At 61.1% G+C, this 15,523-nt stretch carries 12 protein-coding genes; 6 read left to right on the plus strand and 6 right to left on the minus strand.

The genetic code is table 11. The features are described from left to right. Window positions 1-1,343, minus strand: a 1,343-nt coding sequence (locus tag J5M56_RS05170; protein ID WP_207870167.1) for a retention module-containing protein, incomplete at its 3' end; no start/stop codon positions are given. A 466-nt stretch (window positions 1,344-1,809) separates the two neighbouring features. On the opposite strand from J5M56_RS05170, the gene J5M56_RS05175 reads away from it, so the two are divergent. From J5M56_RS05175 to J5M56_RS05185, 3 genes are all read left to right on the plus strand, one after another. Further along, window positions 1,810-3,183 carry a TolC family outer membrane protein gene (locus J5M56_RS05175; protein ID WP_207870169.1) on the plus strand — a complete coding sequence of 458 codons (1,374 nt, stop codon included), beginning with the start codon at window positions 1,810-1,812 and terminating at the stop codon, window positions 3,181-3,183. Window positions 3,184-3,258: 75 nt separating this feature from the next. After that, the gene (locus J5M56_RS05180; protein ID WP_207870387.1) at window positions 3,259-5,394 is read left to right on the plus strand and encodes a type I secretion system permease/ATPase; all 2,136 of its coding nucleotides are present in this window, start codon (window positions 3,259-3,261) and stop codon (window positions 5,392-5,394) included. A gap of 9 nt (window positions 5,395-5,403) precedes the next feature. After that, on the plus strand, window positions 5,404-6,756 hold the full coding sequence (locus tag J5M56_RS05185; protein ID WP_186478960.1) for an HlyD family type I secretion periplasmic adaptor subunit: 1,353 nt from the start codon (window positions 5,404-5,406) through the stop codon (window positions 6,754-6,756). A 96-nt stretch (window positions 6,757-6,852) separates the two neighbouring features. On the opposite strand, the gene J5M56_RS05190 is transcribed toward J5M56_RS05185, so the two are convergent. From J5M56_RS05190 to J5M56_RS05200, 3 genes are all read right to left on the minus strand, one after another. Beyond that, window positions 6,853-7,449, minus strand: a complete 597-nt coding sequence (locus J5M56_RS05190; protein WP_186478959.1) for a DTW domain-containing protein — start codon at window positions 7,447-7,449, stop codon at window positions 6,853-6,855. Between the two features lie 69 nt (window positions 7,450-7,518). Further along, window positions 7,519-9,084 (minus strand): PAS domain-containing methyl-accepting chemotaxis protein, encoded by a 1,566-nt coding sequence (locus tag J5M56_RS05195; protein WP_186478958.1) that lies wholly within the window; start codon window positions 9,082-9,084, stop codon window positions 7,519-7,521. 131 nt (window positions 9,085-9,215) lie between these two features. Then, a complete protein-coding gene (locus tag J5M56_RS05200) occupies window positions 9,216-10,109 on the minus strand; it encodes a LysR family transcriptional regulator (RefSeq protein ID WP_060479829.1) in 894 nt (297 codons plus the stop codon). Between the two features lie 224 nt (window positions 10,110-10,333). Here J5M56_RS05200 and speB point away from each other — a divergent pair, with 224 nt between their 5' ends. Further along, window positions 10,334-11,284, plus strand: coding sequence for an agmatinase (gene speB / locus J5M56_RS05205; protein WP_060479828.1), 951 nt, complete (start codon window positions 10,334-10,336; stop codon window positions 11,282-11,284). Between the two features lie 131 nt (window positions 11,285-11,415). Next, window positions 11,416-12,795, plus strand: a complete 1,380-nt coding sequence (locus J5M56_RS05210; protein ID WP_186478957.1) for a sodium:solute symporter — start codon at window positions 11,416-11,418, stop codon at window positions 12,793-12,795. A 181-nt stretch (window positions 12,796-12,976) separates the two neighbouring features. Here J5M56_RS05210 and J5M56_RS27220 read toward each other — a convergent pair whose 3' ends face one another. Beyond that, the gene (locus J5M56_RS27220) at window positions 12,977-13,105 is read right to left on the minus strand and encodes a PA1414 family protein (RefSeq protein ID WP_288442230.1); all 129 of its coding nucleotides are present in this window, start codon (window positions 13,103-13,105) and stop codon (window positions 12,977-12,979) included. Between the two features lie 124 nt (window positions 13,106-13,229). Next, entirely contained in the window at window positions 13,230-14,123 is an 894-nt protein-coding gene (locus tag J5M56_RS05215; protein WP_207870171.1) for a LysR family transcriptional regulator, read from the minus strand. Between the two features lie 107 nt (window positions 14,124-14,230). Between J5M56_RS05215 and J5M56_RS05220 the strand changes: the two genes are divergently transcribed. After that, a complete protein-coding gene (locus J5M56_RS05220) occupies window positions 14,231-15,397 on the plus strand; it encodes an MFS transporter (RefSeq protein ID WP_207870173.1) in 1,167 nt (388 codons plus the stop codon). Window positions 15,398-15,523 lie beyond the last annotated feature (126 nt).

Below are 15,523 nucleotides of genomic sequence, written 5' to 3' on the forward strand. Positions count from 1 at the left end.
ACAGGATCATCAAGGTTGTTAATGTTCAGCGTCAGGGTCGCCGTGCTGGTATCGCCATCGGCATCCTTGATTGTGTAGGCGAAGTTCTCTACGCCACTGCCGCCACCGCCCAGATTTTTGAAGCCCGCTGCATTGGGGTTAAGTGTGTAGGTGTAGGAACCATCGGCTGCCAGGACCAGCGTGCCGTAGGTACCGTTAAAGGTGCCTGCAATCACCGGCCCACCTGCTACACGGTCGGCGCCTTGCACGTCGTTGGTCAATACATTGCCCGTCAGCTCCATCTGCTGTTCGGTTGCGGTCACGGCATTGCTGTCGTCGAAAGCCTTCGGCGCGTCGTCGTGAATGATGACATTCAACGTACCCTGAGCGACATCGCCATCACGGTCAGTGACCTGCACAGAAAACTGTTCGGTCAACGACTTGGCGCCATCGCTCTCGAGGTGCTGCCCGGATTCAGTGAGCGTATAGCTATAGCTCACCTGGCCAGTGCTCGGGTTGTAGCCGGTAACCGTGAGGATGTTACCCAACCCGGTCGTGATCGACTGACCGATGCCGGTCACCACGCCGCCAGCCACCACATTGATGCCGCCCACGCTCAGGTTAAGCACACCATCTTGCGCCGTCACGGTGAAACTACCCTGTTGCGTCAATGCAGCGGCATTGCTGGCAGAGCCCAGCGGCAGGTTGGCCTCGAGAAGGTTAAGTTCCGCAGGGGCGATATCCAGCCCAAGTAAAGTGACCGGGTAGTTTTGATCTACTGTAGGAGACGAAGGTACTGCGGGGTTCGGGCCTGCATCAACTGATGGAGGGGCACTCAGAGCACTGCCATTGCTTGGGTCAAGCCCCCCCACTTCGCGGTTTGCCAGTTCGGGCAAACCATTGAAGCCGGCCGTTGGGAAACCCACCTCGGGGTCCACCCGCGCGGCGACTTCACTCAACATCACAAAACTGTGCCCGCCTCCCAGCGCACCTGGCGCACCGCCATTGCTTGCCCCTGCGGCGGTAGCTTCGGCGCTCTGGGTAGGATCGTCGCCGGCTGCGATAGCCCGTTGGATACGCTCTACATCACTCAATTGCGCGTCGTTTGGTGTTACATCGTGAGGCTGCACATCAGGCGCTCTGCCCGCGAGCAAGTCCGTGGTCATCTGCAAACTGCTGTCGCGCCCTAAGGTCAACTCGGCGCCGCTCTGCAGACGAACAGCCACGGCACCGGCCGAGCCTGTTTCCAATTGCTCGCCCGCGAACAGACGATCGCCCTCGATCAATGCGCGCCGGCTACCATCGGTGTCGACGGCGAAGACCTGACCTACCACCTTACTGACCACACCGACTAACTTAGCCATGAGCGCACGCCTCCCCTTCCTGATCAGCTATTTCAGCCAATGACTTAGCGCAGGCAGGTGTGGGCATGGAGTTCGAAAAATCTCAACGGTGAGAATCGTTCTCTCAGGCACTACTGCGGCGATAGAAACTATTAGAGCCGGCGTAACTAAGCGCCAAATTTCTGTCGCCAAATACTGCTTTCACCTATCCGTCTCGCGTTCTTGGCCAAAAATCTATGGAACTTTATAAAATGCTCGTAAGTCGCGGGCTGCAAAGGCTCGCGAATTCTCATGAAGGAAACAATGTCTTGCTTTTGATAGACCGCATAAGTTTTTTTTCGCATAGGACTTATGACAAAATCTTCTTAGGTCGGACGTCAAATGTTCTTAGCTCTGTTGTTACAAACGTGAAACTATTCGAACTATAAAAATCGCCATTTTATTGGCGAATCCAAGATTTTTTTTGTGACCAGGGAGAAGTAACCCCATGCGTGTTTTAACCCCCCTCGCCAGCGCGATGCTGCTAGCTATCGCATGCACCAACGTCGAGGCGATGTCCCTCAACGAAGCTATCCAGAGCGCCGTTGACTACCACCCGCAAATCAGCTCGAACCGCAACAACAAGCTTTCCGCCGATGAAGATGTGAAATTTGCCCGGGGCGGCTACTACCCGAGCGTGGATCTGGTTGCAGGCTACGGGCGCCAGCGCTCGGACAACCTCAACACCCGCGGCCTAAATGCCGACGGCAGCAGAAACCACAACAAGGAAACCCTGAACTACACCCAGTCCGAGCTGCGCCTGCGGCAGATGATTTTCGACGGTTTCAACACTGCCAATGAAGTGGGCCGCACCGAAGCGGTAGCCACCTCTCGCGCCTACTACACCCAGGCGGTCGCTCAAGACGTTGCCTTGCGCGCCATCGAGGTCTACCTGGAAGTGCTCAAGCGCCGTGAACTGGTGACGCTGGCCAAGAACAACTTGCAAGCCCATTTGCGCGTCAACGATCAGATCGGCCTGCGCAGTGAGCGTGGCGTCGGCAGCACCGCCGACCTCGACCAGTCCCGTGCCCGTCGCGCCCTGGCAGAAAACAACCTGGACACCGCCGAGGTCGACCTCGCCGATGCCGAAGCCAACTTCTACAGCGTGGTCGGCCGTATGCCCGACGAGCTGGAGGGGCCGCAGTCGGTAAAGATCGAGATGCCAACCACACTCGATGAAGCACGTGAAGGCTTGCGCCAGAACAACCCTTACCTCAAGTCGGCCCAGGCTGACGTCAACGCTGCCGAGAAGCAGTACGAAGTCGCCAAATCGCCGTTCTATCCACGCCTAGACGCAGTGCTGGCCACCGGTGCCAACAACAACCTGGGTGGCGAGAAAGGCCACAGCAACAACGACTGGCAGGCGGGCGTCGAGCTCAGCTACAACCTGTTCCGCGGCGGCAGTGACAAGGCCCGCCTGCAATCGGATGCGCACAAGATCAATCAGGCGTTGGACATCCGCAACAATGCATTGCGCGAGCTGACCGAAAACCTCAGCCTGGCCTGGAACGCGATGAACAACGCGCGTAAACAAACACCGACTGCCCGTGAGTACGCCGAAACCACCCAACGCGTCCGTGCTGCTTACCAAGACCAGTTCGGCCTTGGCCAGCGCACTCTGCTGGATGTGCTCGACAGCGAAAACGAGCTGTACAACGCCAACCGTCGCTACACCGAAGTGCGCTACACCGAAGAGTTCTCGATGTACCGTGTGCTGGCGACCATGGGTGAACTGCTGAGCAAGCAGCGCATCTCGCTGCCACCAGAGGCCATCGCTACTAACGATGTTCGCACCGAGGCCAGGCTGCCCGATATGCGCTAAGCCTCGTTCGCGCTGGCCTGCATCACCCGCACAGCTACCCATCCACCCTGACGGGAGGAGGCCATCGTGACCAGTATGCAAAGTGCGCAGCCGCGCCCGGATGTCGATGACCCACTGCTCGATGGCTTGCTGATTCTATGCCGGCTGCACGGCCGGCCAGCCAGCCGGGCCGGCCTGTGCAGCGGCCTGCCGCTGGCCCATCAGCGCCTGGGCCCAGCGCTGCTCCCACGGGCGGCCGCACGCGCAGGCTTGCAAGCACGGGTGCTCAAGCGGGCGCTGGACGACATCTCGGCGCTGAACCTGCCTGTGCTGTTATTGCTAGGCAATGGCCGCAGCGCGGTCTTGCAGCGCTGGGGGGAAGACGGCCGCGCGCTGATTCTGCCCTGCGAGGCCGACGGTGGTGAGCAATGGGTAGAGCGTCAGGCGCTGGAGCAAGCCTACAACGGCCACGCCTTGTTCGCCCGCCCGCGGCATACGTTGGAAGACGTGCGCGCCCCCTTGCTCCCTAGGGTCAACGCCTGGTTCCGCGATACCTTGCGCCATTCCCGCTGGCTGTACGGCGACGCTTTGCTGGCCAGCCTGCTGATCAACCTGCTGGGCCTGATGGTGCCGCTGTTCGTCATGCAGACCTATGACCGGGTAGTGCCCAACCAGGCACTGTCGACCTTGTGGATGCTGGTGGCCGGGTTGTTCATCGGCACCGCCTTCGAGCTGGTGCTGCGCATGGTCCGCGCCCACCTGCTGGACCAAGCCGGCAAGAAGACTGACCTGATTCTCTCCGCCACGCTGTTCGAACGCATCACCGGGATGGCGATGAAGGCCAAGCCCGCCACCATCGGTGGCTTCGCCCAAAGTATCCACGACTTCCAGGGCCTGCGTGAATTCCTCACCGCGGTCACCCTGACCAGCATCATCGACTTGCCTTTCGTCGCCCTGATGCTGTTGGTGATCGGCCTGCTCGGCGGCTGGCTGGTAGCCATACCACTGATCGCCTTCCCGGTGGCGGTAGGCTTTGCCTTGCTGATCCAAGCCCGCCTGCGCGACACCGTGCAAAAAAGCCTGAGCCTGGGCGCCGTGCGCCAGGCGCTTCTGATCGAAACCCTTGGCGGCCTGGAAACCCTCAAAGCCTGCGGTGCAGAAAGCGAGCGTCAGTACCAATGGGAACACACCAACGCCGCCATCGCCCGGCTCGATGCCCATGCCCGTAACTTGTCATCGCTGGCCAGCAATGGCACGTTATTCATCCAGCAGTTCTGCGGCATGGCCACCATCGTTGCCGGCGTGTACAGCATCATCGCCGGTAACCTCAGCGTCGGCGCGCTGGTCGCCAGCTATATGCTCGGTAGCCGGGTACTGGCACCGCTGGGGCAGATCGCCGGCTTGATCACCCGCTACCAGCAGGCACAGCTGACCATGCGCAGCACCGACGCCCTGATGGCCCTGCCCCAGGAACGTCAGCCCGACCAGCAAGCGTTGGAGCACCCCACGCTCAAAGGCGAGTTGGCGCTGAGCCACGTCAGCTTCCGCTACCCAGGGCAGACAAACCCAGCCCTGCAGGATGTGAGCCTTGTGGTAACTCCGGGCGAGCGTATCGGCATCATCGGCCGCAGCGGTTCGGGCAAAAGCACCTTGGGCCGCATGCTGATGGGTTTTCACCACCCCGATGAGGGCCAGGTGTTGCTGGACAACCTCGACTTGCGCCAACTGGACATCGCCGACTTGCGCAGCCAGATCGGCTACGTTGCCCATGACCTATCACTGCTGGCCGGCAGCCTGCGTGACAACCTGACCTTGGGCGCACGCCACATCAGCGATGCACGCATGCTGGAAGTAGCCGAACTGACCGGGGTCAGCGAACTGGCCAGGCAGCACCCCAACGGCTTCGATCGCCCAGTGGGCGAACGCGGGCAGCTGCTGTCCGGCGGCCAGCGCCAGGCCGTGCTGCTGGCCCGCGCACTGCTGCTGGAGCCGCCGATCCTGATCTTGGACGAACCCACTAGCCACATGGATAACAGCAGCGAAGAGCAACTGCGCCAGCGTCTGCTTGCCTGGGTGCCCGGTAAAACCCTGCTGCTGGTCACCCACCGCACCTCCATGCTCAGCCTGGTGGACCGCCTGGTGGTGCTGGACAACGGCAAAGTTGTCGCAGACGGGCCGAAAGATGCCGTTGTCGACGCCCTGCGCAAAGGTCGTATTGGCTCTGCTTTGTAGGAGTTCACCATGCCTCTCACGCACAACGTACGCAGCGGCCATGGCACCGACAAACGGGCCGAACATGACTACATGCCGGAATTGGCCGGCGCCACCTTACAGGATTCGCCTCGTTTTTCGCGCCTGACCGTATGGCTGGCTGCAGCGCTGTTACTGGCGGCGCTGGTCTGGGCGAGCCTGGCGGTGCTCGACGAAGTGACGGTAGGTGAAGGTAAGGCCATCCCATCAAGCAAAGTGCAGGTGGTGCAAAACCTTGAAGGCGGTATCGTCACCGAAATCTTCGTGCGCGAAGGCCAGATGGTCGAGAAAGGTGCCACGCTGCTGCGTCTGGACGACACCCGCTTCAAGTCAAACAAAGGCGAAAGCGAAGCCGACCGATACGCCCTGACAGCCCAGGTCGAGCGCCTAGCGGCAGAGGCCGAGGGGCGGCCCTTCGTGCTGTCGGACGAAGTGCGCGCCAAAGCCCCTCAGGTCGCTGAAGACGAGATTGCCCTGTATGGCTCGCGTCAGCGACGCCTGGCCAGCGAAAAACAGACCCTCAACGAGCAACTACGGCAGAAGAACCAGGAGCTTGCCGAATTTCGCTCCAAAGTCGATCAATACCGCTCGGCGGTAGCGCTGCTGCAGCAGGAAACGGACATGTCGGCGCCCTTGGTCAGCAAAGGGGCCATTTCCCCAGTGGAAATTCTTCGCCTCAAACAGCGCACCGTGGAGGCACGTGGCCAACTCAACGCCACCAGCCTGGCCATCCCACGGGCCGAAGCGGCGATCGCCGAGATCAAGAGCAAGATCGAAGAGTCCGAAGCAAGCTTCCGCTCGGACGCAGCCAAAGAGCTCAACGACAAACGCACCGAGTTGTCCAAGATAACCGCCACCAGTATCGCCATCGACGACCGGGTCAACCGCACCACCGTGGTGTCACCCGTGCGCGGGATCGTGAAGCTGCTCAAGGTCAACACCATCGGTGGTGTGGTGCAGCCAGGCAGCGATCTGGTGGAGATCGTGCCGATCGAAGACAACCTGCTGATCGAGGCCAAGGTGCGCCCGCAGGACGTAGCCTTCCTGCACCCGGGGCAACCGGCCATGGTCAAGTTCAGCGCCTACGACTACACCATTTATGGCGGGCTCAAGGGCAAGCTGGAGCTGATAAGCGCGGATACCGTAACCGATGAAAAGGGCAACGCGTTTTATCTGATCCAGGTGCGAACCGATAAGAACCACTTGGGCGGGGACAACAAGCCGCTGCTGATCATCCCCGGGATGGTGGCCACGGTGGATATCATCACCGGGCAGAAAAGTGTGCTGGATTATCTGCTCAAGCCGGTGCTCAAGGCACGAACCGAGGCGCTGCGCGAGCGGTGACTGAGAGGGAATTCGTGAGGGCGGCCAGGTGCAATCCCTCTCAATCCTACGTTTGTTTCGGGCCAGTTATTTCTGTGGGGTTCGCGCGCAGAGGCCTTAACAACCATGATTGCGCTCAAACACCTCAGCCCCCATCGCCTTGATCTGCCCTTCGATCAACGCCTCGAACGGCCGCAGCAGCTCATCGAAACTGGCTGGCTGCTCCAGCACGTTCAACGCCTGCACCACGGCCTCGATGGTCGACACCGCCCCCGGCTCCGGGGCCTTGCGCAGGCGATAGCGCGAGGGTGTCACCTCAGCCAGGGTCACTCGGGGCAGAGCATCAAGCAGCGGATTCAAATACAGCAATTTGCGCGCCTTGCGCCAGGTGCCGTCGGGGACGATCAACAGGTATGGCCTATCGTCGGTTTCGCAATAGGCAGCCAGCGCTTGGGCCTGCTCGCCAGGGAACAGCAGCACAGGGCGATAACCCGGCGTCGCCAGCAGCTCGGCCAGATCATCGAACACCTCCCCAACCCGCAGTTCGGCATTGACCAGGCCCAAGGCGGCCAGGCGCGCGGTATTCAATGCGTGGGCGGTTTCACTGGGGTGCTGCAGCAGGAGCACACGGGTGCGGCTGCCAAGGTTGGGGATCAGTGGGCAAAGACAATGGTCGAGCGGGCGCTGGCAGCGATCGCAGCGGGGTCTGGGCATGATGTTCTCCGTTGGCGGAGTATTTTGCCATATGCCGTGATTTTGGGCCCGCTTTGCGGGCCAAGGGCCTCAGCGGTTGAAACGCTCCGCCAGGCTATGCAGGTACTCGGCCATCCGCTCCAGTTCCTGGCTGATTTCGGCTCCCTGTTTGGCTTGCCCTGCCGTCTGGTCGCACAGATGAGCTATACGCACGATTTGCTGGTTGATGTCCTCAGCTACATGGCTCTGCTGCTCCGATGCGGTAGCCATCTGCTGGCTCATGCCAGTGATGCGGCTCACCGCCTGGGCGATGCCGGCCAGCGCCGCCTGCACGGCCTCAACGCTGTGCACGCTATCTCGGGAAATCTGCTCGCCCCGGCTGGCCGTGCTGACCGCCCGCTCGGCCCCGGCGCGCAACGAGGCGATGATCTGATGAATCTCGTCGGTGGACGAGCGCGTACGCTGCGCCAATGAGCGCACTTCGTCTGCCACTACTGCGAAGCCCCTACCCTGCTCCCCGGCTCGGGCCGCCTCGATGGCGGCATTGAGCGCCAGCAGGTTGGTCTGTTCGGCAATCGAGGTGATCACATCGACCACGCTGCCGATCGACTGGGTCTGCTGAGCCAGGGCATTGACCGCCTGGCCGATGTCGCTGACAGCTTCACTCATGCTCCCCATGGCTTTGAGACTCTGCTGGGCCAGTTCGCTGCCATGCTGGGCCAGCTGATCGGCATCACCGGCAGCATGGGCAGTGCTCTGCACATTCACGGTCACTTGCGCAATGGTCGCTGCCATTTGCGCAATGGCAGTGGCCGACTGGTCGGTTTCACTGCGTTGGCGGTCGAGCATCTGAGCCTGGGCATCGGACAAGTCGGCCGACTGAGCGGCCCGCGATTTGACCCCAATGCCAGCATCCACCAGGCGAGTAAGCGCGGTTTGCAAACGCGCCTCCTCGCTGATGATCGCCAGGTCCAGCTGGCCACGCAGGCCGCTGTTGTCGCTGTAGGTCAGGGCCACCAATGGGCTGGTGAAGGCTTTGGGGTGCTCGGCAAGGGTGCGGCGGATCGCTCGGTTCTGTTGCTGTTCGAGTACGCACCAGGCCACTAGCATGCTTGCCATCAGCACCGCCAAAGCCCCGTAGGGCGGCAGCCACAGATAGGCCGCCGCCGACACCAGGCCAGCCCCGAGCAGAGGCCAACCATGCCCCAGTACGTAGCCCAGGCGAGCCGCCGCCGGAACCGCCGACTTGCCCCCGCGCAGGCGCGCATAGAGCGCTTGGGCGCGGCGGATCTGCTCGCGGCTTGGCACGGAGCGGACTGACTCGTAACCGCTGATGCGGCCATTTTCATAAATCGCCGTGACGTAGGCGCTTACCCAGTAGAAATCGCCATTTTTAGCCCGGTTCTTGACCACCCCCATCCACGGCTTGCCTTGCCTGATGGTTTCCCACATATGGGCGAACACGGCAGCGGGCATGTCCGGATGACGCACCAGATTATGCGGCTGCCCAACCAATTCTTCGTAGGTGAAGCCGCTGATCGCCACAAAGGCGTCGTTGCAATAGGTGATGCGGCTGTCCAGGTCCGTGGTCGAGATCAGGCGCTGTTCGCTGGGGAAGGTTCTTTCGTGCTCGGTGACGGGCATATTCATCCGCATCTCAAACGGTCCTTTCAAGATGAGTGGATAATCAACGCGCTTTTATTTATTTAGCAGAGCGCTAGCAAGTTAGCGGTCAACTTTTGAAGGACATGAGTAGCACTCGAAAAAATTTATCCAGAACGTTCCCGTCATCCTGCGTAGAGCTGGCTTTTAAGCAGGTCACGGAACGTTTGAATCAGCGGTTCGCGACTACGGCCTCGGCGGATGATCAACGAGAATGGCGCCTGATAGCCGAAAGTCGCAGGCGATAGCACTCGAAGGTCACCCTTGTCGGCCCATGCTTGCGCATAATGTTCGGGCAGATAACCAATGTAAGCCCCGGACAGGATCAGAATCAGCTGCGCCTCCATACTTTCCACGGTCGCGGCACTGTGTTTGAAACCGTGCCGAGCCAGCTCCGCCTGGCTCCAATAACCGCGCCCGACCATGCGTTGCTGGGTCACCACTTGCTCCGGGATGCGCCGTTCGGCAAACAACGGGTGGCGGCTGCTGCAATACAGCCAGTGCTGCTCGCGGTAGAGCGGTTGATAAAGCAGGCCGCTCATACGCGACGAGAATGCGCCAATGGCCAGATCCAAGCGGTTGTCCTGCACCCCGAGCTGCAACTCGTAAGGGCTGGAAACCGACAGGTGCAAATGCACAGCGGGGTGTTCCTGGCTATAGGCACCGATGACCTCGGCCAAGGGTAGCGCGCGATCACCGACGGTCGAGTCGATCACCCCCAGGTTCAGAGTACCTCGCAACTCGCCCTTGAGCGCAGCGGCGTACTGCTCGAAGCCGTCCAATTCAGCCAGCAGGCGCAAGGTTTCCTGGTGAAACAGTTCACCTTTGCTGGTCAGGCTGAAACCGCCACGGCCACGGTGACACAGTACAAGCCCCAAGGCCCCTTCGAGCTGGCTCATGTAGGTGCTGATGGCCGAGGTGGACAGATTCAGCTCGCGCTGGGCATTGGCGAAGCCCTGATGGCGCACCACGCTGACGAAGATGCGTAGCAGTTTCAGGTCGGGCAAGGTCGAGGCCATGGTGCAACAGTTCCGCAGCAGTATTTGCGGGAAGTCTAACCGCTGCGACCGGCGTTAGTTCAGAAATTCCTGAAGTAAGTATTTGCCGGTAGCGATTTTTCCTACGCACTACCTTGCGCAGACTTGGCCGAAACGTCCCTGCCCGCCAAGCATTGAGCCCTTGAAGGCGCGCGGCGGAACAGGTTCGAACAAACACAACAATCGACCGACTGATGAGGCCCACCGTGGACAAAGTTTTGCATCAACCACTGGGCGGCAACGAAATGCCGCGTTTCGGCGGCATCGCCACCATGCTGCGTCTGCCCCACCTGCAAAGTGCCGAAGGCCTGGACGCCGCGTTCATCGGCGTGCCATTGGACATCGGCACCTCGCTGCGCTCCGGCACCCGTTTCGGCCCGCGGCAGATCCGCGCCGAATCGGTGATGATCCGCCCCTACAACATGGCTACAGGCGCTGCCCCGTTCGACTCGCTGTCGGTGGCCGACATCGGCGATGTGGCTATCAACACGTTCAATCTGCTCGACGCCGTGCGCATCATCGAAGAGGCCTACGACGAGATCCTCGAACACAACATCATCCCGATGACCTTGGGTGGCGACCACACCATCACCCTGCCGATCCTGCGTGCCCTGCACAAGAAGCACGGCAAGATTGGCCTGGTACACATCGATGCCCATGCCGACGTCAACGACCATATGTTCGGCGAGAAGATCGCCCACGGCACCACCTTCCGCCGCGCCGTGGAAGAAGGCCTGCTCGATTGCGACCGCGTCGTGCAGATCGGCCTGCGTGCCCAGGGTTACACCGCCGACGATTTCAACTGGAGCCGCCGCCAGGGCTTTCGTGTCGTGCAGGCCGAAGAGTGCTGGCACAAGTCGCTTGAGCCGCTGATGGCCGAAGTGCGCGAGAAAGTCGGTGGTGGCCCGGTGTACCTGTCGTTCGACATCGACGGCATCGACCCGGCATGGGCGCCTGGCACCGGTACCCCGGAAATCGGCGGCTTGACCACCATTCAGGCGATGGAGATCATTCGCGGCTGCCACGGCCTGGACCTGATCGGCTGTGACCTGGTTGAAGTCTCCCCACCTTACGACACCACCGGCAACACCTCGCTGCTCGGCGCCAACCTGCTGTTCGAAATGCTCTGCGTGCTGCCAGGCGTAGTGCGCCGCTGATACCGCTGAACCCCGGCAGGAGCCATGAGGGAGGGCCATAGAGGCCCGCCAACACAAGACAAAACCGCCGGGCGCCACGACGCGCCCGAGTGGTCGATCTCGCCATAATAAAGATAATCGGGAGACCCCCAATGGCCTTGGACATCATTGTTGTAATGATCTATACCGTCGGCATGCTCGGGCTGGGCTGGTACGGCATGCGGCGCGCGAAAACCCACGAAGACTACCTTGTGGCCGGGCGCAACCTCGGCCCTACCTTGTACATGGGGACCATGGCCACAACCGTATTGGGTGGTGCATCCACCGTCGGTACCGTTAGGCTGGGCTACGTGCATGGCATCTCTGGCTTCTGGCTGTGTGCGGCTCTGGGCCTGGGCATCATCGCCCTGAACCTGTTCCTGGCCAAACCACTGCTGCGCCTGAAGATCTTCACCGTCACCCAGGTGCTGGAACGCCGTTACAACCCTATGGCCCGCCAGGCCAGTGCGGCAATCATGTTGGCCTATGCGCTGATGATCGGGGTGACCTCGACCCTGGCCATGGCCACCGTCCTGCAAGTGCTGCTTGATGTGCCGTTCTGGGTGTCGCTACTGCTCGGCGGCGGCGTTGTAGTGGTGTACTCGACCATCGGCGGCATGTGGTCGCTCACCCTCACCGACATCGTCCAGTTCGTGATCAAGACCGTTGGCCTGATGTTCATCCTGCTGCCCATCTGCCTGTACAAGGCCGGCGGCTGGGATACCTTGGTGGCCAAACTCCCAGCGGCCAGCTTCAGCTGGACCACCATCGGCTGGGACACCATCATCACCTACTTCCTGATCTACTTCTTCGGCATCCTGATCGGCCAGGACATCTGGCAGCGGGTTTTCACTGCCCGTGACGCGAAGGTCTGCCAGCGCGCCGGCACCACTGCCGGTGTGTACTGCGTGCTGTACGGGCTGGCATGCGCCCTGATCGGCATGTGCGCCCACGTACTGATGCCTGACCTTGCCAACCCGAACAACGCCTTCGCTGAGATGATCAAAGGGCAACTGCCCGAAGGCATCCGTGGCCTGCTGATGGCGGCAGCCCTGGCAGCGATGATGTCCACCGCCAGTGCCGGCCTGTTGGCAGCCTCGACCACCCTGACCGAAGACCTGTTGCCCAAGCTGCGAGGCGGCAAGCAGTCCAGCCTGGGCGTCAGCCGCCTGTTCACCCTGCTCACAGGCCTGGTGGTGCTGGGCATCGCCATGGCGGTGAACGATGTGATCAGCGCCCTGACCTTGGCCTACAACCTGCTGGTCGGCGGCATGCTGATCCCGTTGATCGGTGCGATTTTCTGGAAGCGTGCGACCACCGCAGGCGCCATTGCCAGCATGTCGCTGGGCTTTGCCACCGCGCTGTTGTTCATGTTCAAGGACGGGCTGGATGCCAATACGCCGATCTACTACAGCTTGGTGGTTGGCTTGGTGAGCTTCGTGCTGGTGAGCGTGCTGTCGCGCAAACCGGTGGGTGAAGTAAAGCTGGCCTGATGGGCTAGCCTGCAGCGGCCTCTTCGCGGCCAAGCTCGCACACTCGCGGATATCACGGCTTTGCAAGCCTGTGAGCCTACTGTGTAGGGTTATCCGCGAACGGGCCAATGATGCCCAAGCAGATGCAGCAGAAACAAAAAGGCCGCAGCACCTATCCAGGTGCTGCGGCCTTTTTTGCATCTCAGCGACGGCGCGGCTGGCGCTTGCGCTGCTCTTCATCAGTCGGGATCGGCACCGGCTGCAAGGGTGGTGGAATCAGCCCCAAGGCGACGCCCAGGTCGTGGAGCCAGTTGAACATTTGGTTTCTCATAATGCCCCCTTGACGGGTCAGCCTCACGGCAATTCAATCCTGCGATGTTTCATACAGATCATAGTCTGATGCTCTGTACTACGCATGCCCTTATTCTTACAGATATGGCCTAGTTTGACGCGGATCAAGCGGAAACGGCGCATTCCGACGACTGGCTAATCGTTTCCCTTTGTTGCAAATCAATCCAAGCCTGCAAATTCGCCCCGCACATGCCTTGGCGCCACATCAACCAGGTTTGCGCATGATCGAACGGCGCCTGCAAGCGGTGCGCCGTGACCTGATCGCGCCCAGGCAGGCTATCTAACATCGACTGCGCCATCAGGGCCACCCCAGCGCCAGCAATCACGCAGGCCAGCATGCTCTGATAAGACTCGATTTCCATTACCCGCCCCATGGGCGTGTGCTCATGGGCATACCAGGCTTCCAAACGCATACGGTAGGAACAGCCTTGGCGGAACGTGAACACCGCTTTGCCAGCCACGTCCTTGGCACTGCGCACCTCTGCATGCTGAGGACAGGTAATCAACACCAACACCTCATCGCACAAACGCACGCCGTCCAGCCCTGCCAAGCGAGGTGGGCCGTCCACCAGTGCCGCATCCAAGCGATTACTGAGTAGGCTTTCGAGCAATTCGCCACTGGGCGCTGCCCGCACCTGCAGATTCACGGCAGGGTATTGCTGGTGGTAACGCGCCAACAAGGGGGGCAAGTGAATGGCAGCTGTGCTGTACATAGTGCCGAGGACGAAATCGCCAGCCGGTTGACCGCCCTGCACTGCTGCCACGGCCTCCTCGCGTAATGCCCAAAGGCGGTGGGTGAAATCCAGCAGTACCTTACCCGCTGGGGATAGCTGCAAGCGCTGGCGCTCGCGCACGAACAGCTCCACACCCAGCTGCTCCTCCAACTGCCGCAGGCGCGTCGACAGGTTTGACGGCACGCGGTGCAGACGCTCGGCAGCACGCGTGACCGAACCCTCCTCGGCCACGGCCTGGAAGATGCGTAGTTGACTGAACTCCAAAGCATTCTCCAAAAATGAACAACTTCATCATCATTATTCAATTTTATTGAAACCGCAATCGACTTTAAGCTCCCATTCATCGCATTCATCACACACGGAGAGAGCTCATGTCGCCGCTCGTACAACTACTGGCCAGTGCCGTGGCCCTGATGATGGCAATGGGGATCGGTCGCTTCGCCCTCACACCGCAATTGCCGCAATTGATCGCTGAAGGTCAGTTCGACCTCACCGCCGCCGGGCTGATCGCTGCCGCCAACTACCTGGGCTACCTGCTAGGAGCCTTGGACGGCATGCGCGCGCGGGGCCCACGCCAAGTGCAATTGCGGCTTCATGGTGGGCTGTGGATGTGCGTGCTGCTGACCTTCGCCTCGTGGGCGGCAGAGGGTTTCTGGGGCCATGTCCTGTTGCGCTTTGGCACAGGCGTGGCCAGTGCATGGGTGCTGGTCATGATCACCAGTCTCAGCCAGCAAGTGGCCAATGCTCATCAGCGTCAGCGCCTCGGGGCACTGGTATTCGCAGGCCCCGGATTGGGTATTGCCTTGACCGGCTTACTGGCACTGGTTGCGCACTCGCTGGCATTGGGTTCGGCAGCCCTCTGGCTGATCTATGCGGTGGCGGCGCTGGTCATGCTGCTGCTCTTGCGCCCTTGGCTGCCCCGCGCCCTGCAGGCTACTGCAGTAGCCACCGCCTCGTACCCAAGCGCAAACCGCCGTGTCGGCATAGGCCGGCTAGGATTGGTCTACGCCTTGTACGGCGTCGGTTACATCTTGCCCGCTACCTTCCTTTCACAGATGGCTGATCAGCAGTTTGCTGGCAACTGGATGGCTGACCTGTTCTGGCCTGCGTTCGGGATAGCTGCAGCCCTAGGCGTGGTGTTGGTAAGCCTGCGCAAGAGGGGCCGCACATCATCTTGGCTGACAGCCATGCTATGGCTGCAAGCGTTGGGGGTCTTGGCGTGCCTTGTGGGCGGTGCTACGGGCCTGGCACTGGGTGTGGTGCTCTGCGGCGGCCCCTTCCTTGCGTGCATGCAGCTGGTGATGCAGCGCTCGCGGGAATTGGCTCCCCATGCCACCCAACGCAACGCGGGGCTGTTGACTGCATGTTTCGCCCTCGGACAATTGAGTGGCCCGCTGTTGGCCGCGCTGAGCAATCACTACAGCGGGAGCCTCCAGCCAGCACTGGCACTGGCTGCATCTGGGCTGGGGCTAGCCGGGGTGTTGGTGTTGAGCAAGGGCTCGAGCGCCATACATTGCGAGGTGGCAACCCGAGCCTGAGGATCAGCGTCGGCCCTTTCGTGGGTGAAAGTACAAGGGCTGGACAGGTATTGAGGTGATCCCCAATCGGCGGGAGCAACTGGCTTGGCCAGCCTCTTCGCGGCTGAAGCCGCTCCCACCGATTGG

It is taken from the genome of Pseudomonas sp. 51_B (assembly GCF_017491595.1).
Lineage (GTDB): Bacteria > Pseudomonadota > Gammaproteobacteria > Pseudomonadales > Pseudomonadaceae > Aquipseudomonas > Aquipseudomonas promysalinigenes.

Excerpts from the sequence above, each read along its gene's own strand:
- J5M56_RS05200 (WP_060479829.1), bottom strand. The coding sequence starts at position 10,109 with ATGGCCTCGACCTTGCCCGACCTGAAACTGCTACGCATCTTCGTCAGC.
- J5M56_RS05195 (WP_186478958.1), bottom strand. The coding sequence starts at position 9,084 with ATGCGGATGAATATGCCCGTCACCGAGCACGAAAGAACCTTCCCCAGC.
- J5M56_RS05190 (WP_186478959.1), bottom strand. The coding sequence starts at position 7,449 with ATGCCCAGACCCCGCTGCGATCGCTGCCAGCGCCCGCTCGACCATTGT.
- J5M56_RS05180 (WP_207870387.1), top strand. The coding sequence starts at position 3,259 with ATGCAAAGTGCGCAGCCGCGCCCGGATGTCGATGACCCACTGCTCGAT.
- J5M56_RS05210 (WP_186478957.1), top strand. The coding sequence starts at position 11,416 with ATGGCCTTGGACATCATTGTTGTAATGATCTATACCGTCGGCATGCTC.
- J5M56_RS27220 (WP_288442230.1), bottom strand. The coding sequence starts at position 13,105 with ATGAGAAACCAAATGTTCAACTGGCTCCACGACCTGGGCGTCGCCTTG.
- J5M56_RS05175 (WP_207870169.1), top strand. The coding sequence starts at position 1,810 with ATGCGTGTTTTAACCCCCCTCGCCAGCGCGATGCTGCTAGCTATCGCA.
- J5M56_RS05220 (WP_207870173.1), top strand. The coding sequence starts at position 14,231 with ATGTCGCCGCTCGTACAACTACTGGCCAGTGCCGTGGCCCTGATGATG.
- J5M56_RS05185 (WP_186478960.1), top strand. The coding sequence starts at position 5,404 with ATGCCTCTCACGCACAACGTACGCAGCGGCCATGGCACCGACAAACGG.